Below are 20,544 nucleotides of genomic sequence, written 5' to 3'. Positions count from 1 at the left end.
TAAATTTACGGAGTGGCAGGGTTGACATAATTGATAGTTGTAGTTAACTTCAATTTACTGTTTTCCCTGTCATTTTCAAAATGTCTAGTAGTGTGGCCAAAAACCCATAAATAGCCGCCAGCACCAACAGCACCGCAACGGCCGCAACGTTAAACCCAGTCCGCGTACGGAACATAGATTTCTCCAGGTCGATAGCTTTGTAATCCGCCTTTTGCTTGTCCGTGAAGAGTAGTACCAGCACCACCACGGAAAGGATGGCGAAGAGGTAAACCGCCCAGTCCGGCACGCCGGGGACGGGCTGAACCAGCAGGCGAATCGCCGTAGCTACGCCAATCGCGATAACGGCCAGGGCCAGGGCAATGCGAAGCGTCATGTCACTGACGAGTGATTGGGAGGCCACGCCGGTGTTGCTCGTGAGGATGGGTACATCGTCCAGTGTTGAAGCACGGTCCGTGCCCGCCGCCGTCTTACTCGTCATGCTGGAGATGACGATCATCAGCGCCGAAGAAATGAGGAAGAGCAGCGCCATCCGGTCGAGGAAGGGCAATTCGGGCATGAGAAATTTGAAGGCCATCGACATGGGCACGGACAGCAAAACAACCGCCAGGGCCGCTTTGGAAGTGCCCCGGCGATAGAACATACCGAAAATGAACACCGTCAGTACGCCCGGGCTGATGAAGCCAGTGTATTCCTGGATAATCTGAAACGCCTGACCGGCGTTCAGCCAGATCGGCGCGATGAAAGCACCGATGATCAGCGAGGCACCAGCGGAGATCTGACCGATCGTTACCTGCCGCTTTTCTGATGCAGTTGGGTTGATGAATTTATTATAGATATCGATCGTGAAGATCGTCGAAGCCGAGTTAACCATGGAGCTGATCGACGAACCGATTGCCGCCACCAGCGCCGCGAATGTCAGACCCTTGAAACCGACGCCAACGTGGTTGCCGAGTACCCAGGGAAAAGCCTGGTCCGCCTTGATGATATCGACCGTTTCGCCCTTAACGTTGAGCAAGTAAAAAGCAGCGATGCCAGGTAGGACGGCGAAGAAGGGAATGAACAGCTTCATGAAGGCCGCGAAGGCGATACCTTTTTGCGCCTCGCCAAGACTCTTAGCCGCCAGCGCACGCTGAATGATGTACTGGTTGTTTCCCCAGTAGTAAGTGTTGACGATCCACATGCCACCGAACAGCATGGCGAAGCCGGGTAAGAGTTGAAAAGAAGACTTGATTTCGTCGCCCGCCACGAGTTCGGTTGCCTTACCGTCGGGGTCGAAGCCGGTAGCCAACTCGTTGGCCGCGGCAATGTCGATGTACGTGTCGTCGGGTTCGAAGAGCATTTCGAAGTGGTCCGGAACGGTATCCATTAATAGGCCGATGCCCGTGAAGACGCTACCGTCACCAACGTAACTGAGAATGCCCACGGCCGCCAGCGTACCACCGAGCATGAGCACGATCACCTGCACGACGTCCGTCCAGACAACGGCTTTCAGGCCACCGAAAATGGAGAAACAGGCCGAATAGATCACTAAACCGGCGATGCCAATGTATAAGGATACACCCAACAATTGCTCGATGGCCAACGCACCCAGGTAGAGGACCGTGGAAATATTGACGAATACGAAAAGGATGATCCAGAAGACGGACATGATCGTCCTTACCGTGCCGTCGTAGCGTTCTTCGAGGAACTGCGGCATAGTATAAATCTCCTTTTTCAGGAAAACCGGCAGCAAAAATTTAGCGACGAGAATCAGCGTGATGGCCGCCATCAGTTCGTAAGTCGCGATGGCCAGGCCGAGCTCGAAACCCGAGCCGTTCATGCCGATAATCTGCTCGGCGGATATATTGGAAGCAATGAGCGAGCCCCCGACCGCCCACCAGGGAAGACTGCGGCTGGCGAGAAAGTAATCCGACGCCGTCGTCGACTTTTCCCGGTTCGCAATCCACACACCAAAAAGTATCACCGAGACGATGTATACGCCAAAGATGATGAGGTCAATTCCTTCTAATGTCTGCATGCTAATGGGTGTGTGCGTGGCGAATTACCGCCAGGGGATTTTCAAAACAGTCGCCAATATAGAGAATTTTAGATGCGCTGCGCGCTTTTAGGTCGCTCGCGGCTCTTTAGATACTTTCGGCTGTTAGATGCTGTGCTTTTAGGCTACTGCACGTTAGAGGCGTTACCCCACGCTTGAAAGGTGGCACAGTATTACGCGCGGCAACCTAAAAGCGTGGCGTTTAATAAAGTCTGCGCTGTTCCGTCTGAATAACCCCTTCAATAGCTTCGTACACCTTACTTGGCTTCTGCGGCCGCCAGTTGATGTCATTGAGGTGGTGGCCGAAGTGGGCGTAATTGTCCAACCCGGTGTCGTTCATCTCGTCGAGGACCTGGGGGTGAAGGTTCACGAAAACGATCCAGCCGTCAGCGTCACTGACTTCTTCGTACCATTCCTCATAGTAGTCCGTGTCGGAGCCGTGGTAATTGAGGACGCCTTCCATAATGATGATGAACTTCGTCAATCCGCTGGCGAGGAGTTGGTCCACGACTTCGCGCTTGAGGTGCATGGAGTCGTTGTGCACGGCGTCGTTCCATTCGCCGATCATCTCGATGATGGCGTAATGCTCGTCGTAATCAACGAAGAGGACCTTCATGTACAAAGTCTCCGCGCCGAACTCGTCCCATTGCGGGTGGAGCAGGTAGTTGTAAACGCGGTTGGTGAAGCCAAATTCAGAGTAGACGCGGCCGTGAAAAGGGCTTTCGCTGTCGTCTTCGGCGCGGTAGCGTTCCCGCCAGTTGAAGTGGGGTTCTATGTCGTGCAATCGGGGGGAGGGGGGTTAGTTTCTTGGGGTTAGAAGATTTTGGGGTGGGGTTTTGTTTTGGGTGATTTTTAAATAGGCGGTAGGAAGAAAGATTAGGCGGTAGGCTGGTAGGAAAAAGATTATGCGGTAGGCGGTAGGTACGGCACTACTGCCTACCGCCTACCGCCTACCGCCTACCGCCTCTCTTTCTAACGCCTACCGCCTAAAAGCCTACTCCCTACCTCCGCAATCATATAAACCGGCGCATTCGTATTCCCCGAAACGATCGTCGGCATAACCGAGGCGTCGATGACACGAAGATTTTCGACGCCGCGGACGCGCAGGCGATCGTCGACGACGGCCATTTCATCGTGGCCCATTTTGCAGGTGCCGACGGGGTGATAGATCGTTTCTACTTGTTGCTGGACGTGTGCCCAGGCGGCGCTCTCGCTGGTGCGAAGTTCTGGGGAAAGGAGCCGGGCGCGGTAGGCATCGAAGGCCGGGGCTTCCAGTACTTCGGCGGCCTTACGGACGGCATCGATCATCACCCGGCGGTCGTCTTCGTGGCTGAAGAAGTTGGGTTGGATGACCGGGGCGGCCAGGGGGTCTATGGAGGCGATGGAGAGGTGGCCCCTACTTTTTGGCCGGAGCAAGGACGGTAGGATACTGTAGCCGTCTTCGTTCTGGGGAAAGGTCCGGTAATCGTGAAAATCGGTTTCGTAGCCGTCGCCCATGTGGAAGGAGGAGAATTGGAACTGGTAGTCTACTCGGTCGGGACTGAGGGAGGAAGAACCGTAGGCGACTGCTTCAAGGGGGCCGATGTTGAGAAAGCCTGTCTTTTGGAGGTGGTACCGAGCGAAAGACTTGATTTGCCCGAGGAGGGAGCCGTTGGAATTTTGGCCCATCAACTGCTTGGAGGTGCAACCGACGGGGACGAAGAGGTGATCCTGTAAATTCTTGCCGACCCCCGGTAGATCGACTTTACACTCGATCCCTAACCTTTCCAATTCACCCCGCTCCCCTACTCCGGAAAGCATCAGTAACTGCGGACTGGCAAACGCTCCCGCCGAAAGAATCACCTCTTTCCGGGCCTTGAACACGTCATCTTCCCCCACCCGCGACGCGCTAGCTAGTCCCGTACTTAGTCGGGACGACCGCGCCCTAATTCCAACCGCCCGATCTTTTTCAATAATCACCTCCGTGGTGTGCGTGTTCGTCAAAACAGTCAAGTTCGGCCGCTGCATCACTGGCTTGAGAAAAGCCGTGTAGCCACTCTCCCGCTTCCCGTCGCGAATCGTGAACTGAAACAGCCCCGCGCCGGCCTGTTCCGCGCCGTTCGTATCGTCGTTGCGTTTGAATCCTCGCTCGACGCAGGCGTCGATGAACGCCGTGGAAAAAGGCGTCCGAAAGCGGTTAGGGTAGGAGACGTGAAGTTCGCCGCCCTGGCCGTGATAGTCGTTGGCAAGGTCCTCGTTGTCTTCCACCGCCATGAAGTGGGGAAGTACGTCCTCATAGGACCAACCTTCATTGCCCAGCGCCGCCCAGTCGTCGTAATCCGCCCGGTTGCCGCGCACGTAAGCCATAGCGTTAGTGGAGCTACTGCCGCCGAGGACTTTGCCCCGGGGCAGGTAGATTTTCCGGTTCAGTAGGTGTTCCTGCGGCTCCGACCAGTAACCCCAGTCAAATTTGGAGCGGTGGAGTTTCATGTAGGCACCGGGCGTGGTGATTTTCCAGTTCGTGGCGGGGCCGCCGGCTTCCACCAGCAGCACTTCGTTTCCCGGGTCGGCCGAGAGTCGGTTGGCGAGTACGCAGCCTGCTGAGCCGGCGCCGATTATTATGTGGTCGTATTGTTTTTTCATTTGGCTGGCTGTTGGGTAGCCCTCTCCCTCTTATCCCTCCCCAGGGGGGAGGGACGATTCTCTGTCGATGAAGAGGGTGATTTGACTGCGTAGGAAAGATTGACTGATACTTTAAAGGAATCAGTCAAATCAACAGATCCGTCTACCATGCAACCTCTTGCCGAGAAGTGTTTCACCCCTCCCCCCTGGGGAGGGGCCGGGGGAGAGGGCTACATATACCCACACCCAACAAATCTAGCGAAAATTCGCTAACCACCTCCCCAACCCCCGTTTCCTATCTTCGCCCCACAAACAAAACACCCATGGGATTACTAGATAACAAGATCGCCCTCATCACCGGCGGCTCCCGCGGCATCGGTGCCGCGCTCGTCCGCACGTTCGCCAAGGAAGGCGCGAAAGTGGCCTTTACTTACCGTAGTTCCGCCGGCCCGGCGGAGGCCTTGGTCACTGAACTCGGCGAGAACGTCAGAGCTTACCAGAGCGACGCCAGTAGCTTCGACGCGGCGGCTGAATTGATCAAAAACGTCACGGCGGATTTCGGCAACATCAATATCCTCATCAACAACGCCGGCGTGACGCGCGACACGCTTTTACTCCGCATGAACGAAGAGCAGTGGGATACGGTGATGGACAACAACCTCAAGTCGATCTTTAACCTCACGAAGCACGCGCTGCGTCCCCTCATGAAAGCGGGTGGTGGCTCGGTCATCAATATGTCCAGCATTGTCGGTGTAATCGGGCAAGCGGGACAGGCGAATTATGCGGCTTCGAAGGCGGGCATTATCGGCTTCAGTAAGTCACTGGCCAAGGAGATGGGCTCTCGTAATATTCGCTGCAACGTGATCGCGCCAGGCTTCATTTCTACGGAAATGACGGATGAGCTTTCGGAGGATGTGCAGAAGAAGTATTTGGAAGCCGTGCCGTTGAAGCGGTTTGGGGAGGCGGAAGAAATTGCCAAAGTTTGCGTTTTCCTCGGTTCGGATATGAGTTCTTACGTGAATGGGCAAGTGATTGGCGTTGACGGAGGCATGTAAAGGTTGAGGGCATCCTGCCCGAACGCTCGTGCGGTAGCGAGCCTAGAAGCTACCGCCGTTTCCCGATAGCTATCGGGATCGGGCAGGATGCCCTCAACCCTGGGGAATGTCCGTAGAAGACACGTTAGGCCTTAGCCCCTAATATCTTTGCCAGGCCCGTTAGCGTTCACCGACACGAGCGTCCAAGCCGGACAGCTTGCTAGATTTCAACCGATTTGCCCGCCGCCGCCCCCATCATCGACGTCATCATCCCCGCCTACAACGAGGAGCGCAGCATTGCGCTAGTAGTAAATGAGTTGCCCCGGGCCTTGGTACGCGACATCATCGTCTGCGATAATAATAGCCAGGACAGGACAGCGGAGATGGGCGCGGCCGCGGGTGCCGTGGTAGTACACGAAAGCAGGGCCGGTTACGGTTCCGCCTGCCTGAAGGGGATGGCCCATATCGCCGCCCGCCCGGTAGCGGAATGGCCGGACGTCGTTGTTTTCGTGGACGGTGACCACAGTGATTACCCGGAGCAACTACCCGAACTCGTCGCGCCGATCATCAACAACGGCGCGGACCTCGTCATCGGTTCCCGCGCCCTCGGTGATCTAGAACCGGGAAGTATGCAACCCCAGCAGATCTTCGGCAACTGGTTGGCGACGACGCTGATCAAACTATTTTACGGGAATCACTTTACGGACTTAGGGCCTTTCCGTGCCGTCAAATACTCTGCACTGTTGGAGTTACGGATGGAAGACCCTGATTTTGGCTGGACCGTCGAGATGCAAGTCAAGGCCGCCAAGGCGGGGATGAATTGCGTGGAAGTCCCGGTGCGTTACCGAAAGCGGATCGGGGAGTCTAAAATATCGGGCACCCTGAAGGGAACCATTCTGGCCGGCCACAAAATCTTGTGGACGATCTTCAAACTCATCTGACCATGACCGGCTTAGCCATTTTCGTTCTTGCGGTCTACACGATCTCCCTGTTGTACATCACGGTGTACTGCGTCCTGCAGTTTAACTTGCTGTACCACTATAAGCAGAGTATTAATCCGACGGACCATCCCGTGTCTTTTCGGAATATGCCCCGGCGGGAAGAAGATGACCAACCCGCCGGAAAGCAAGCACAACTCGCCCTTGTGGACGGAAGCCAATCATCTCTGCTCTTTCCCCGTCTCCTTGCACCAGCGACCGCGCAAGACCAACCATATTACCCCTTTGTAACCGTTCAGCTTCCCGTCTTTAATGAACTTTACGTCATCGACCGACTGATCGATACCGTAGCCAAGTTCAACTACCCTAAAGACCGCTTCGAAATCCACATCCTGGACGACAGCACGGACGAGACGGTGGAAATTGTCGCCGAAAAAGTACGGACGTACAAAGCACTCGGTTTCAACATCGAGCAGATCATCCGTAAGGAACGACAGGGTTTCAAAGCCGGTGCGCTCCGCGACGCGATGCCCCTGGCCCGGGGTGAATTCGTGGCTATTTTCGATGCCGACTTTGTTCCCGATAAAGATTTTTTACAGCGCACCATTCCCCACTTCGCGGACCCAAAAGTAGGCGTCGTCCAAACCCGCTGGGAACACCTTAACGAAGATTATTCCATCATCACGCGCCTACAGGCCCTCCAGCTAAACGTCCATTTCACCGTCGAGCAAGTCGGGCGGATGAACGGTGGCCACTTACTTCAATTCAACGGCACGGCCGGCGTCTGGCGTACCGAAGCCATCGCGGCCGGCGGCGGCTGGCAGCCCGATACGCTCACTGAAGACCTCGACTTGAGTATCCGCACCCAACTAGCCGGTTACAAAATCCACTTCCTCGAAGCCGTCGGTAGCCCGGCCGAGTTGCCCGTGGAGATGAACAGCTTCAAAAGCCAGCAACACCGGTGGATGAAGGGTGGCGCGGAGACGGCCAAAAAGATGCTGCCGAGCGTGTGGCGTTCGGACATGGGGTTTTGGCACAAGGTGCATTCGACGGCGCATTTACTGGGTAGTACGATCTTTTTATTCGTGTTTCTGTGTGGCGTGTTTAGCGTACCGGTCTTGTTCCTTTTCGGCGAGTTAGTGGAGATTGGGTTCAGTAAAAACTTCTTCGCCGTCTTCCTCATCGGCTTGCTTTCCGTGATCGGTATCTACTTCACGGCTAACGTGCGGACGATTGCTAATAAGGACACAAGTTTCTTACGCTCGACGCTAAAATTTTTAGTCTTATTCCCCCTGTTTCTTGCGCTGAGTATGGGGCTGTCGTTGCACAATACCGTCGCCGTTTTGCAGGGCTACCGGGGCAAGAAAAGCCCGTTCGTCCGCACGCCAAAGTTCAACATCAACACGATCCGTGATAAGATCGGTAGCAAAAAGTACCTGAGCGGTAAGCTGAATTTAATTACGGTGGGGGAAGGGTTTTTGTGCCTGTATTTCTGCTTTGCCGTAGCCGGGGCCTTTTATTTGCATAATACGACTTTCGTGGTTTTTCACGGCTTGCTAGCGCTGGGGTACGGCGCTATTTTCTATTTTAGCGTTAAGCATTTGAGCTTGGTGCGGTGACCGGCTCCGGGGCCACGGGTGGAAAGACCGAGAGATATTGATGCACCAGCTTTGTATCCGCCGCAAGTGAGCTTACGCAACCGAATTATGCCACCACAAGCACACAAGGCGCCTAAAATTGAGCGAGTGGCAACCCAGAGTAGCCGAGCGCCGCTTTTTCGTGCTTTTGTGGCGAGAAAATCTGCTTAACATCCGTTGGAAATCTCTCAGGGCTGCTGTTTCCCGCCTTTAATACGCGCAGTAGCTCACTGAATCGATCATACTAGATTTTAGCCTCCTGCCCCCAACAGCGATAACATCCGCCTACCGACTACCACCCTACCGCAAAAAAAACCGCCCACCCGAGCAAAGCTCAGATGGACGGTTTTGTATCTTACTTAATCGGCCTAAGCCATCTTGCTTACTCAGCGGCGGTATCAGCAGCAGCCTCATCACCTTCGGCGCCTTCGCCTTCACTGGCTTCCTCAAGTGCCTTCTCTTCGGCCGTAGTGGCGGAACGAAGGGCACGCGGTACTTCGACGGACGCGATCGGTTGACCGGGGGCGTTCATAATTTCGACGCCCTCGCTGACCTTGATGTCGCGAACGCGGATCGCGCTACCGAGGGTAAGCTTGCTGATGTCGAGCATGACGTGGTCGATCAACTTCTCCGGAGTCGTCTTGATCTTAACGCGACGGACGGAAACCTGGAGCTTACCACCGTTACGCACACCGGGGCTAGAACCCTCGAAACGGACGGGCACTTGCACCTGCACGGTACGCTCATCTTCCAGCGCGAGAAAATCGACGTGCATCAACTCGTCGCTCACGGGGTGAAATTGGTAATCCTTAACGATCGCCTTGGTGGTGACGCCGTTGACGGTCAACTCGGCCAACTTGAAGTCGGGAGAGTAGATGAGGGGGCGCAGATCGAGCGGCTTGACGGTGAAGTGAACGGGCTCTCCGGCACCGTAGAGAACGGCGGGGGCGAGGCCTTCGCGGCGGACGGCTTTGGCGGCTTTCCGGCCGACGTCGGTGCGGACTTCGCCGCTTACTTGAATGGTTTCCATAGTGGTAAAACTTTATTGGAGCGCCGCTACGCTCTAGAGTTTGTGGGGATTTTGCTTCGGGACCAGGTTTAGGACCCTCACGTTCAGTCCCCCAAAAAACAAAGGAGTGACCACGCAGAAGCGCTAACGGCCCGCAAAGATACGTGTTTTCCTTATACGCACTACCCCGCCCACATTTTTTCTTACCCGGCTTGCTTGCGATGCGCCAGCTTGTCCCGTACTTAATCATGGCACCCGCGACCGCGCCCTTTGCTCCCTAGAATAAATCCAGATAACCGGATGATCGTAGATAAAAGTCAACAGACGCACCAGTTATGACCTTATGTATATGTGCCGTTTGACACTCCCGTGATATTTGGCACCCGCGCAATTAGCCGCATGTTAACCTCCAACTAAAAAATCATGAAGCAATTAATCACTCTCCTCTTCCTAGCTTTCATCATCGTGGCATGTGGCGGCGGCGAAGACGCCCCGAGCGAAGCCCCCCTCGCCAGCGCCAATAAGGTAGAAGCCAAGGAGATCAACGTCAAAAAGATCTGGAAAGTCCGCTGTATCGCCTGCCACGGCATCGACGGCACGATGGGCACGAACGGTGCGGCTAACCTGAAACTGAGTGATAAGGACATGGATTACCGCGTCAACATCATCAAGAACGGTAGCGAGAACGGCGTGATGACGGCCTTCGGCGAAATCTTGGACGAAGACGAGGTAAAGGCCATGGCGCAATTCACGATGGACCTGCGCGAAGACTAATGGTTGCGGCGCGCGAATACGTAGTTCTCGGCATCATGTCCGGTAGTTCGCTGGACGGGCTCGATCTTGCCGTGTGTCGCTTGCTCATCGATAAAGACGCGGAAACTAGTATTAGTGAATGGTCGATCCTTGCGGCTGAAACCGACCCTTATTCCCTGCATTGGCGCGCGCGTCTGGAATCCGCCCCCGATCTTTCTGGTCGGGAACTTTGGCGGTTGCACACTGATTTTGGTCGTTGGATCGGTCATCGCGCGGCGGTTTTCTTATCCGCGCATCCCACACTTTCCCCAACGCTCGTCGGGAGTCACGGCCATACCATTTTTCATGATCCGGACGCCCATTCCACTACTCAAATTGGTGACGGCGCGGCACTGGCGGCGGTCGTTAAACTCAAAACCGTCACGGAATTCCGGGGCGCGGACGTAGCGGCGGGCGGCCAGGGCGCACCAATTGCGCCGGTGGCGGATAAGTATCTTTTTCCGCAGTACTCGACTTTTCTTAATCTCGGGGGGATCGCCAATCTGAGCGTTCGCACTTCCGCGGATAATTACCTCGCCGGCGACATCAGCGGATGCTGTCAGGTCATCGATCGGCTGGCGGGCTTGCTGGGCTTTCCTTACGATGACGGTGGACGCTTGGCGGCTGCGGGTCAGTTCAATTCGGACTTAGCGGATCGTCTGGAGGCATTGCCATTCCACCATATGCCTTACCCCAAATCGCTGGATAATGCCTGGGTTCGCGAGCAGCTTTGGCCCGTTTTGCGGAATGACTCAATTGCAGCCGGTGATCGTTTACGCACTTTTACGGTATGGTTGGCGCGAAAAATAGTGACAGATTTATTGGAAGTGGGCGCGGTCGCCCCGACTAAGTACGGGACTAGCTGGCGCGTCGCGAGCGAACAAGTAAGAAGCAAGGTTTTGGTAACCGGCGGCGGTGCTAACAATGACTTTTTAATCAATCAACTCAACGGTGTGGTGCCGGAGCTGGAATTCATCGTCCCGGAAAAGCAACTTGCGAACTTCAAGGAAGCGGCCATGATCGCGCTCTGCGCCGTGTTACGCGTAGAAGGTTTACCCAATGCACTTTCCTCCGCCACGGGCGCGAGCCGCGATACCGTCAACGGCGCGGTATATTTACCCGGCCTTTGAGCGTGTGTTTACTTTTTTACTTTTCCAGCCGCCATGTCTAAATTAGTCTTTCAGCTTTTCCACTTCATGAGCCGGTGGATGATCCGTGTGTTTTACCCCGGCCTGGAAGTAGAAGGCCGCGAATACGCCAACCACCCCGGCCCCACCCTACTCTGCGGCAACCACCCGAATACGCTCATCGACCCACTGATCGCGGGCATTCACCTCGACTACCAAACTTACTTCCTGGCCAACGCCGGCCTGTGGCTTAGCCCCGTGACTGCCTTTCTGATCGACCCGTTCTGTATTCCCGTGGCGCGGGCCAAAGACAAGGAAGCCGGCGCAAAGACGGGCGGCAAGGATGAAGTTTTCAACCGCACCTTCGCCAGCCTCGAAACGGGCAAGATCGTGTACATCGCCCCGGAAGGTTTCTCTGAGCTCGAGCGGAAACTTCGTCGCCTCAAGGGTGGCGCGGCCGGTATGGCCCTCGAAGCGGAAAACCGGAACAACTGGGAACTAGGCGTTTCCATGCAGCCGGTCTGCTGCAATTATGAGAGCCCCACCACCTGTTTTAGCCGCGCTTTCGTGCGCTTCGGCGAGCCGATCGACCTGCTTCAGTTTCGGGAGCAGTACGAGAAAAGCCCCGTCCGTGCGATGAGCGCCCTGACGTCCTTGCTCACGAAGCGGATGCAAGACCTGTTGATCCAGACGAAAGACAAGGACGAAGAGCATCTCCTCCGCCCCGTCGAAAGGGCCATCCAAAACGACGCGCCACTTACCGTTAGCAAACACCACTACCGGACCAAGAAAATTCTCAAATCTCTACGCGCGATGCCGGCGGACGACCGGGAAGCGCTGCGATCATCCGTCTTGACTTATAGTGGTTTACTCAAAGAAACGGGGCAATTGGACATTGAATTCAGCGACCATCCGGAGCGGAAACTGCACGCGGGGACAATCCTGGGGCTTCCTTTTTTCCTGTACGGCCTGCTTAACCACGCACTCTGGCTTTTCCTCATCAACTTACTCTGGAACAAGCTCGGCATCGACCGGGGCTACAAGGCGACCGTGCAGTGTTTGGCGAGTTGGTTCATCATGCCAATCACTTACGTGATTCAACTACTACTTTTCAACTGGGCTTTTCCGGAGGCCTGGGGCTGGCTCTACTTGCTGAGTTTACCGGTGGCGGGCTTGTTCGCGCTGAAGTACTGGGTGACGTACCGGGCGTTTTGGGCGGGTCGGTTTTCGGGGAGCAGCAAGGACGATGACCGCCTAAGGAGTCTGCGGGCGGAGATGTTGGCTGGGTTCGATTACAGATCGTAGCGATGAATTTCAACACACAAATCACGGAAGGGACAAAAGACACAAAGAAGAATTAACAGCGAGTACTGTACTCACACTTTATGTGCTTTCCTTTTTCTTTTTGTGTCTTTTGTGTTCCCCTCCCACAGCACTTGTTCCGTGATCGGAAGCCCCAACTTACTCCACCTCCAAACTAACGTGAAACAGCGCATCCCCCCGATTGACGATTGGGGAGATATTGATGCAGAAAACGTAGCAGTCCGAGGGGGCGTACACCTTGCGCTCAAAGTCACCGAAAGGGTCGGTGATGAGTCCGATCACAGTCTTCTTGGTCACCCAGGCACCGTTCTTAACGCGCACATGAAACATACCGGAGTGGGAAGCCCGCAACCACTTCGACTTCTTGATAATGATGGATGCCTCCTGAGGTACGGCCTTGAAACGCTTCATGTCTAAATAACGGATCACGTTTTTCGCGCCCTGTACACCGTACTGAATCGCTTCCTCGTCGTACAGCATGGATTTACCCCCTTCGAACAGCAGGGAGGTTTTGCCAAGTTTGCTAAAGGCCTCCCGTAAGGAATTAGGGATGGTCTTCGACTGGACGATGAAGGGCGCGCTGAAGGCTTTAGCCAACTCAATGGTTACCGTATCCTCCAGCACGCAACGGGTTTGCGCTACGTTGACCCGGTTACCGCCGCCCGAATGGAAATCAATCACGTAATCCACGAAAGGCGCGATCTCCTTTTTAAACTGGTACGCAAACTGACTCGCCAGGGAGCCCTTTGCCGAACCCGGGAAGACGCGGTTCAGATCCCGCCCGTCGGGGAACTTGCGCGACAGATTCAAAAAGCCGAAAATATTGAAGACGGGAATACAGACGATGGTCCCCCGGCGGGGCTTATTGATCTTATTCCGGATGATTCGTCGCACGATTTCCACCCCGTTGATCTCATCGCCGTGAACGCCGCCCAGCAACAACAACACCGGCCCGTCCTGCTCTGCGCGCTCGACGAAGATGGGTACTTTGATGCTGTTGCGGGTGTGCAGTTTCGCCACGTCGAACTCGAGAACTTTGCTCTCCCCCCGTTGGATGTCCGTTCCAAGAAACGAGATCGTTTCTCTATACATTCCGCTCGACGTAACGGATGATCTTCTTAGCGATGTCTTTGCCCGTAGCTTTTTCGATGCCCTCCAGTCCTGGTGAAGAGTTCACTTCCAGCACTAGCGGTCCGCTATTGGACTGCAACATATCGACACCGGCAACACCGAGGCCCATTGCCTTTGCGGCCACGAGTGCCGTATTTTCTTCCTCTTCGGAGAGTTCGATAATGTTGGCACTTCCGCCGCGGTGTAGGTTTGAACGGAATTCGCCTTCCTTACCCTGACGCTTCATCGCACCGACTACTACGCCGTCCACGACAAAAGCCCGAATGTCCGCACCTCCGGCTTCTTTGATAAATTCTTGAACGATGATCCGCGCTTCCAAACCGTTAAAAGCTTCCATGACCGAACCCGCCGCGTTTTGCGACTCCGCCAGAATGACGCCCAAACCCTGGGTTCCTTCCAGCAACTTCAGCACGACCGGGGCCCCGCCTACGGAATCGACGATGTGGTCAACGTCCTTAGCAAAATTACTGAAGATCGTTTTCGGCATGCCTACGCCCGCACGAGAAAGCAGCTGGAGGCTTCTGAGCTTATCACGCGAGCGAATCAGCGCCTGAGATTCCACGGCGGTAAAGATCTTCATCATCTCGAACTGACGCACGACGGCCGTTCCGTAAAAGGTTACGGACGCTCCAATGCGTGGAATTACTGCGTCGACGCCGGTGAGGTATTCACCTTTGTAATAAAGCCGGGGCTTCTTCTTTTCCAGTTCGATGTTACACTTCAGGTGGTCGACGACCATCATTTCGTGGCCCATTTTCTCGCCGGCTTCTACGAGTCTGCGCGTGGAGTAGAGGCTGGGCTGGCGGGATAAGATTACAATCTTCATTTTGCTTGTTTTTTAGCGGTAGCTAGTTTTTTCTTGTGGCTTAAGTTACGTCTGGCGGCGTCGACGATAAATTTCCCCTTCAGGAAACGTCTGCCGATCAGGATGGGAAAACGCATCTCCCCCCGGTCGCTCAGGGAAAGTTGAATAGGGTACGTTACGCCGAACAAACGGATATCGGTTTGCACCACGTATCGCTCCTCCGAGCTGCCGTTCGAGCTCTTAATACTCTTCTCCTTAAAGTGTTCCGTCGCGAATTCTTTTCCGTCGTACTGGCTGTGGGAATCGTCGAGGAGTTTAAAAGTAAGCACCGTTTTGCCGTCCTGCTCTTTGGTCTCGATGTCCTTACAGTGAATCGCCGAGGTGTAGGCGCCGGTGTCGATTTTTAGGTCGATGTCCTGGAGGTCTAGTTCCGGAAAATCGGCTTTGTCGGTTCTGCCTATGGTAGTTTTTTCGGTCACTTTTTGGTGGGGGTGGTTGGGGCGGGGTAAGGTAGTTGTTATTTGGGTGGTTGGGTTGGATTATAATTTTGGGGGGCTGGGGCGCTGGCGCGGGTGCTGGGTTTTTTTGGGGAGCGGGGGTGGTGGGCGTCAATTTCAGGGTACATCCGGACGCTCGGAGGACCATTTCAGGTATGTTGCTGCGCGGCCTACCTGAAATCGACGCTCCGAGATCCTAAAATCAGGGCGAGTATTTATAGGATCTCGGAGCGTCTCCCGTAGCGTAGCGGCGGGAGTCCTCCGAGCGTCCGGGGGGCTTTCTAGTTTGCGGGCAAAAACGTTGCTTTTCCTAACTTTCCCGGCACCCGCGACCGCGCCCACCACCGAAGGCAGCAGTAAAGCTAAAGAATGAAACCAACCGAGAAAATAACCGGGTGAAAGTGGCGTAAAAAATCGGGGTGCGTACCTTACCGACCTATGAACGATCCACAAGAAATTTTGAGAAAATTAGTCGCTTTCAACGTCCTCGGTGGCGAACCTAATCTGGAAATCATCGACTGGATCGAGAAGTTCCTGAGCGACCTGGGCGTCGAAAGCCACCGCGTCTACAACGAGGAGAAGACGAAAGCCGCCCTGCACTGCCGCATCGGCCCGGCGGCGGACGGCGGCATTATCCTGAGCGGCCACACCGACGTGGTGCCGACCGTGGGGCAACCGTGGGAGACGGACCCGTTCGTGCTCACCCAAAAAGGCGACAAACTTTACGGCCGCGGGAGTTGCGACATGAAGGGATTCATCGCCTGCTGCCTGGCTTCCGTGCCCCACTTCCAGCAGGCGAACCTGGCCAAACCCGTCTACTTCGCCTTCAGTTTCGACGAAGAGATCGGCTGCCGCTCGGGCGACCTCACGGCAGCGGCCATCCGCGACTTCTACCCGGAAAAACCAGCCGGCGCCATCATCGGAGAACCGACTATGTTGCGGCCCATCGTCGGCCAGAAGGGTATCATGGTCTACACCACCACCGTGCACGGCAGCCAGGGGCATTCCAGCCGGATCAAGGACGAAGTGGACGCCGTGCAGGAAGCCGCGCGGCTGATCGTCTGGCTGGAAGACAAGATGGACGCCCTGATCGCCGCCGGCCGGCTCGACGACCGCTTCCACCCCAACCACACCAGCATCCATACCGGCAAGATCAGCGGGGGCAGCGCCTTCAACATCATCGCCAACGAATGCTCGTTCGACTGGGAATTCCGCAACATCCCGCTGGACGACGCGGACGGGATCATCAACGACTTCCAAGCCTACTGCGCCGAACGGATCGACCTGAAACGAAAAACGTTTTCGGGTTTCGACGTGACGCACGTGGCGCTGCACCCGCCCGTCCCCCCACTCGATACGCCGGAGGATGCGCCGATCGTCGAACTGATCAAGGAACTGACGGGAATTTCGGAAACGGATACGGTTTCTTACGCCGCCGAGGCCGGGCAGTTTTCGCGTCAGGGCTTTCCTTCGGTGATTTGTGGGCCGGGGGATATTGCGCAGGCGCACCGGGCTAATGAGTTTGTCGGGGTGGGGCAGTTGGGGGGGTGTATGGCTTTGCTGGGTCGTTTAGCCCAGCGTTTAGGCGTTTAGGGTGAGTTGCGTATACCGAGATGCTCTGCGCAACAAAATATAAAATAGTTACTTTTAGCTTAGGAACATCATTTGATCTAACAATTATGGAGAAATTAGTATTTGCGACATTCTCAATTAAGATATCTCAAATGGGTAACCCTGAGAACTTAAGCTCATTTGATGGAAATAAAGATTTACTGACCTTTATTGAAAAGTTTTTGGTAGAGATATTTAATGGTGATTTAAAGACAGAAGATTTTAGGGGCATCAAAAAATTTCACCTTAGAATTGACCAAATCATTCATACTTCAGAAGAGGATAGATGCTGTTATGGCTACCTCTCAAGTGGAGTGAGTGGTGACACCTATACAATTAGAAATTTGGAGAATGATACTAAAGTAGCTGATGTAACGTCTGGTGATGGAGCATTCAAAGACATCTTTTTCTTCTTTCATATTCCTTTACAGAAACAGACAGGTTTTTTAGTCTTGCAAAGGAAGGGGAACTTCGGAGCTAAGGTAGCACTAGAAAAGTCTTTGAAAAAGTATATGAAATCCGAGGGATTTAATAGACACACAATAAATTTGTATAATTTAATATCAGAGCAAGTGTTTGATAGAATGATTCAGTTAGGTGAATTGATGAGAGTTGACCTAATCAAGAAATATATACCTTCAGACATAAAAGAATACATCACCAATGGAGAAAATATGTCAGAGTCACCTGGCAAATTAAAAACAACAATTAGTACAGATAGTAAATTACCGGATTCGTGGAAAAGATATTTGAGAAGGATTTATAAAAGCAGGGGAAGGTATTCAGACCAATACGAAGTAGATGGTATTAGCGACCAATATGAAGACATACAGTTTCAATTAGAATATAACGGTAAGTCAAAGAAGTTCCATGTAGTGAGAGAGGGTAAAACCCAGCCTGATGTTGATGTAACTCAAGAATATAGGGAAAAATTTGGAGAAGAGATTACTGTCCATCAACTTGCTTTATTGGCCAAATCCACACTTCAAGACATATTTGGAATAAATGGTAATTTATGAGTAAAATTGATGTATCACCGATATTTACAGGACATTTAGACACACTTCGCAATTTCAAGACTGGAAAAAGATCAAAATCAGATTTTATCATTTTTTTTCTACTGCCAATATTGATAGCGTATGTGTTTTATCTGTTTGATTTAAATCTGAATATCTTAGTTGGCGACTTATTAAAAGCACTCGCTATATTTTCGGCATTTTTATTTAATATGTTAGCAATTGTCAATGGAGCATTGACTAAAAAGAATTTAGTAATTGGAAGTATCAAAGAAAAGTACGCAAAAGAAATTCATGCAAATATATCTTTTACAATCATAATTGGACTATTCATTATTATACTTCTTATATTTCAATCATTGACAGTGTCCACCTTAGATTACTTTTCGTTTAAAGTAAACACCTTGCTAAACCTATCTAATATTTTCCTAATTTCTTTATTCTTTCTTACACTGATAATGTGCTTGAACCGAATATATGTTCTACTTAGGAACTAGCGTAATTTATATTATGGGATTAACAAACCCATCATCTATTTAATGTTTAATTCATCTCATTCGAGAGTTCTCGAGATGATTCAAAAACAAATGTATCCGACACTAAATGTAAACGTACAAGCAAGCGACAAGCCGCCCCGGAGGTTTTAAGATAATATTCTTTGTTTCAACTTTTTACGTGGTTTCGCTCTAACGTAGAAAGTTGAAGAAAAGAGCTGGTCCGGTGGTCGGTCCAACGCTCTCAATTTCCAAAACTCCCCGTCCTCCTGCGTCGGCCGCGGTTTTGTGAATGTTCGCTTATGGTCTGCCCACCTTGCTGCAGGTTGATGTATATTGAGATCGACCTGAGAAGACGGCCTGCGTTGCTGCGAACGTTGGTGGCAATAAAAATAAAATTATGAGTAAAAATATTATTTATGGAATCATTTCGATTGTTGCAGGTTGTATATTTTACTTTTATATAAGTAATTTTTTAGTGTCACTTGCGTTCTCAGTTATAGTGTTCGTTCTGCTAAACTATTTTGACTCCACCAATAGATATTACAGGTTAGCTTCAATAGCAATTTCGTATTTTGCTATAGGGAAATCGTTTGAATTTTTGTATGAAAGTCCAGACGGCCTAAACGCTAAATTCTCTCTGTTTGAAGATGATCCTATGTTTTATATAGGTTTAAGTTCAGTAATTATAATTTGTTTAGCGTTAGATTTCTTCGAGAGAAACGATTTTAATTTCCCAAAGAGAATTAACCTTTTTTCCTCAAGGAAGAATGTGTTTAACAATAAAGGAACAACAAACTATGTTGAAGGCGATGCAGATATAAATATGAACAAAGATGAATGATAGTCAAGATAATAAATTTGAAAACGATGGTGATGTATTCTACTCAGAAGGGAGCCAAAATATAACGTATGGATTGTCTTTTGCTGAAATAGTCCAGTTAATGGAACTAGGATCGCTAGAGAAAATGAAAACTGTTCCTCATGTCAAAAGTATCATTCAAAAATTATACGGAAAAAGCATAATACAGTTACATAAAAGTGGTGTGTCTAACCATGATATATGGAAAGCTATTGAAGTTGAGCTAAATGAATCTCTTATTAATAGTATCTCTATTGAGAATATTTCTAATGAGGATATAGAAAGTTTAAAGGTGTTTTACAAATATTTGGATGCAAAAGAATTTGAAATTGCAAGAAATACAATTACTAATATTTTTCAGAACAAGAATTTGGATAGTAAGAGTTTATCGTTTAAGCTATTTTTAGAAGGCGAAGTATTAAGAATTGAAAGAAAGTTTCTTGGAGCTTTTGAAAAAATTTACGAAGCATTAAAGACGAATTATTCAGATGAATATGTAAATTCTGCAATCACTATCGCATTAGGTAATTTGCGTAGGATTGATTTGACTAGTAAGGTAATAAATACTGTAGGGGTTCTTAACGAGAATGAGATTTCTTTGGAACTTATGGCTACCATGGGAAGCGTTTTGATTTCTATGGGAAAGTACGATGAGGCAAAAGAAGGTTGCTTAAAAGTACTAGACAAACTTGCTGACAAAGATTCCAATAGATATGGTAGATTAAAAATTCATTTTATGCACACCTACATTAATGCATTAATTCAAGGTAACATGATGATTGACTCAGAAACTGAAACAAAAATTTTAAATAGTATTTCTGATCTTGATACTCTTGTGAGTAAGTATTCGGAAGACTTTGAAATAACCTTACGAGCCAAGACTAAAGAGTACAATTTATCTGCTTTATATCAAAAAATATATCAGTTCAAGTTTCATGTATTGTGTTATTCAACAATCCACCCATTTATAAATTGCGGTCAAGACAAACTTAGTGACGATCAAGGATTTATAAACCTAAATTATCTAGAACCTGTGGAATACCTAGAAAAATCTATAAACCATACAAATGAGTTGATTCGACTTAAAGAAGGCGATGATAATCAGATTAATATAGAAGTGTCTTATGCAAACCGGGCCTTGTTGTTAATAAAACTATATCGCCTAAAAGATTTATTGGCATGGAAAATAAAATATGTATGTGATAAATTTAGATGTTCGTTTGAGGAACAAGTTAAAGGATTTGAAGCGGAATTAGATAAATCAGATATTTTAAAAAATGTGAGATTCAATATTGACATGGCGATTGAAAAGGCGAGAGAACTACAAGTAAATATCACACGATTTATCGTAGAAGTTGCAGATTTCTTTTTTAATGAAGTTAAGAACGATCGTATATCAATGTATTATTACCAAATAGCTCTTTCAATAATTGGTGGGGATAAAAATAATTACACAGAGTTATACGATTACTTAGTAGAGAAAACAAAAATATAATGCCACCAACACAGCGATCACGTCAACCCGCGCATGATGTCTTTGGCTTCGATTAGAGTTTTTGGGTAGGGTAGTGTTGATTTCTTCGTATCATTGTTTTTGAAAAGCGCGGGCTGCGTGGCCGCGCACGTTTGGCA

17 protein-coding genes are annotated in these 20,544 nt (G+C 51.1%); 10 read left to right on the top strand and 7 right to left on the bottom strand.

Annotated elements, in window-relative coordinates:
- Positions 1-49 precede the first annotated feature (49 nt).
- From GGR27_RS17325 to GGR27_RS17315, 3 genes are all read right to left on the bottom strand, one after another.
- The gene (locus GGR27_RS17325; protein ID WP_168039670.1) at positions 50-2,017 is read right to left on the bottom strand and encodes a sodium:solute symporter family transporter; all 1,968 of its coding nucleotides are present in this window, start codon (positions 2,015-2,017) and stop codon (positions 50-52) included.
- A gap of 220 nt (positions 2,018-2,237) precedes the next feature.
- Entirely contained in the window at positions 2,238-2,819 is a 582-nt protein-coding gene (locus tag GGR27_RS17320) for a hypothetical protein (RefSeq protein ID WP_168039668.1), read from the bottom strand.
- A gap of 188 nt (positions 2,820-3,007) precedes the next feature.
- The gene (locus GGR27_RS17315) at positions 3,008-4,657 is read right to left on the bottom strand and encodes a GMC family oxidoreductase (RefSeq protein ID WP_168039666.1); all 1,650 of its coding nucleotides are present in this window, start codon (positions 4,655-4,657) and stop codon (positions 3,008-3,010) included.
- A 302-nt stretch (positions 4,658-4,959) separates the two neighbouring features.
- Here GGR27_RS17315 and fabG point away from each other — a divergent pair, with 302 nt between their 5' ends.
- From fabG to GGR27_RS17300, 3 genes are all read left to right on the top strand, one after another.
- On the top strand, positions 4,960-5,691 hold the full coding sequence (fabG, locus tag GGR27_RS17310; RefSeq protein ID WP_168039664.1) for a 3-oxoacyl-[acyl-carrier-protein] reductase: 732 nt from the start codon (positions 4,960-4,962) through the stop codon (positions 5,689-5,691).
- 215 nt (positions 5,692-5,906) lie between these two features.
- Complete coding sequence (locus GGR27_RS17305; RefSeq protein WP_168039663.1) at positions 5,907-6,611, top strand: glycosyltransferase family 2 protein; 705 nt, start codon at positions 5,907-5,909, stop codon at positions 6,609-6,611.
- 2 nt (positions 6,612-6,613) lie between these two features.
- Positions 6,614-8,227 (top strand): cellulose synthase family protein, encoded by a 1,614-nt coding sequence (locus GGR27_RS17300; protein ID WP_168039662.1) that lies wholly within the window; start codon positions 6,614-6,616, stop codon positions 8,225-8,227.
- 400 nt (positions 8,228-8,627) lie between these two features.
- Here GGR27_RS17300 and GGR27_RS17295 read toward each other — a convergent pair whose 3' ends face one another.
- The gene (locus GGR27_RS17295) at positions 8,628-9,275 is read right to left on the bottom strand and encodes a 50S ribosomal protein L25 (RefSeq protein ID WP_168039661.1); all 648 of its coding nucleotides are present in this window, start codon (positions 9,273-9,275) and stop codon (positions 8,628-8,630) included.
- Between the two features lie 402 nt (positions 9,276-9,677).
- Between GGR27_RS17295 and GGR27_RS17290 the strand changes: the two genes are divergently transcribed.
- Genes GGR27_RS17290 through GGR27_RS17280 form a run of 3 tightly spaced genes read left to right on the top strand, consistent with a single transcriptional unit; the run spans position 9,678 to position 12,478 of the window.
- The gene (locus GGR27_RS17290) at positions 9,678-10,028 is read left to right on the top strand and encodes a c-type cytochrome (protein ID WP_168039660.1); all 351 of its coding nucleotides are present in this window, start codon (positions 9,678-9,680) and stop codon (positions 10,026-10,028) included.
- Positions 10,028-11,176 (top strand): anhydro-N-acetylmuramic acid kinase, encoded by a 1,149-nt coding sequence (locus tag GGR27_RS17285; protein ID WP_168039659.1) that lies wholly within the window; start codon positions 10,028-10,030, stop codon positions 11,174-11,176. The genes GGR27_RS17290 and GGR27_RS17285 overlap by 1 nt, the downstream gene beginning before the upstream one ends.
- Before the next feature lie 33 nt (positions 11,177-11,209).
- On the top strand, positions 11,210-12,478 hold the full coding sequence (locus GGR27_RS17280; protein WP_168039658.1) for a 1-acyl-sn-glycerol-3-phosphate acyltransferase: 1,269 nt from the start codon (positions 11,210-11,212) through the stop codon (positions 12,476-12,478).
- Positions 12,479-12,634: 156 nt separating this feature from the next.
- Here GGR27_RS17280 and GGR27_RS17275 read toward each other — a convergent pair whose 3' ends face one another.
- Genes GGR27_RS17275 through GGR27_RS17265 form a run of 3 tightly spaced genes read right to left on the bottom strand, consistent with a single transcriptional unit; the run spans position 12,635 to position 14,911 of the window.
- Complete coding sequence (locus tag GGR27_RS17275) at positions 12,635-13,588, bottom strand: succinylglutamate desuccinylase/aspartoacylase family protein (RefSeq protein WP_168039657.1); 954 nt, start codon at positions 13,586-13,588, stop codon at positions 12,635-12,637.
- Positions 13,581-14,453, bottom strand: a complete 873-nt coding sequence (gene rimK / locus GGR27_RS17270; RefSeq protein ID WP_168039656.1) for a 30S ribosomal protein S6--L-glutamate ligase — start codon at positions 14,451-14,453, stop codon at positions 13,581-13,583. The genes GGR27_RS17275 and rimK overlap by 8 nt, the downstream gene beginning before the upstream one ends.
- Positions 14,450-14,911, bottom strand: coding sequence for an ATP-dependent zinc protease family protein (locus GGR27_RS17265; RefSeq protein WP_168039654.1), 462 nt, complete (start codon positions 14,909-14,911; stop codon positions 14,450-14,452). The genes rimK and GGR27_RS17265 overlap by 4 nt, the downstream gene beginning before the upstream one ends.
- 456 nt (positions 14,912-15,367) lie before the next feature.
- Here GGR27_RS17265 and argE point away from each other — a divergent pair, with 456 nt between their 5' ends.
- From argE to GGR27_RS17245, 4 genes are all read left to right on the top strand, one after another.
- On the top strand, positions 15,368-16,522 hold the full coding sequence (argE, locus tag GGR27_RS17260; RefSeq protein WP_168039652.1) for an acetylornithine deacetylase: 1,155 nt from the start codon (positions 15,368-15,370) through the stop codon (positions 16,520-16,522).
- Between the two features lie 86 nt (positions 16,523-16,608).
- A complete protein-coding gene (locus GGR27_RS17255; RefSeq protein ID WP_168039650.1) occupies positions 16,609-17,559 on the top strand; it encodes a hypothetical protein in 951 nt (316 codons plus the stop codon).
- Between the two features lie 891 nt (positions 17,560-18,450).
- Entirely contained in the window at positions 18,451-18,894 is a 444-nt protein-coding gene (locus GGR27_RS17250) for a hypothetical protein (protein WP_168039648.1), read from the top strand.
- Complete coding sequence (locus GGR27_RS17245) at positions 18,887-20,407, top strand: hypothetical protein (protein ID WP_168039646.1); 1,521 nt, start codon at positions 18,887-18,889, stop codon at positions 20,405-20,407. Before GGR27_RS17250 ends, GGR27_RS17245 begins: the two co-directional genes overlap by 8 nt.
- The last annotated feature ends 137 nt before the right edge of the window (positions 20,408-20,544 follow it).

Source organism: Neolewinella antarctica (assembly GCF_011927835.1).
GTDB classification, from domain to species: domain Bacteria; phylum Bacteroidota; class Bacteroidia; order Chitinophagales; family Saprospiraceae; genus Neolewinella; species Neolewinella antarctica.
This window is presented reverse-complemented; position numbering and strand designations above follow the sequence as displayed.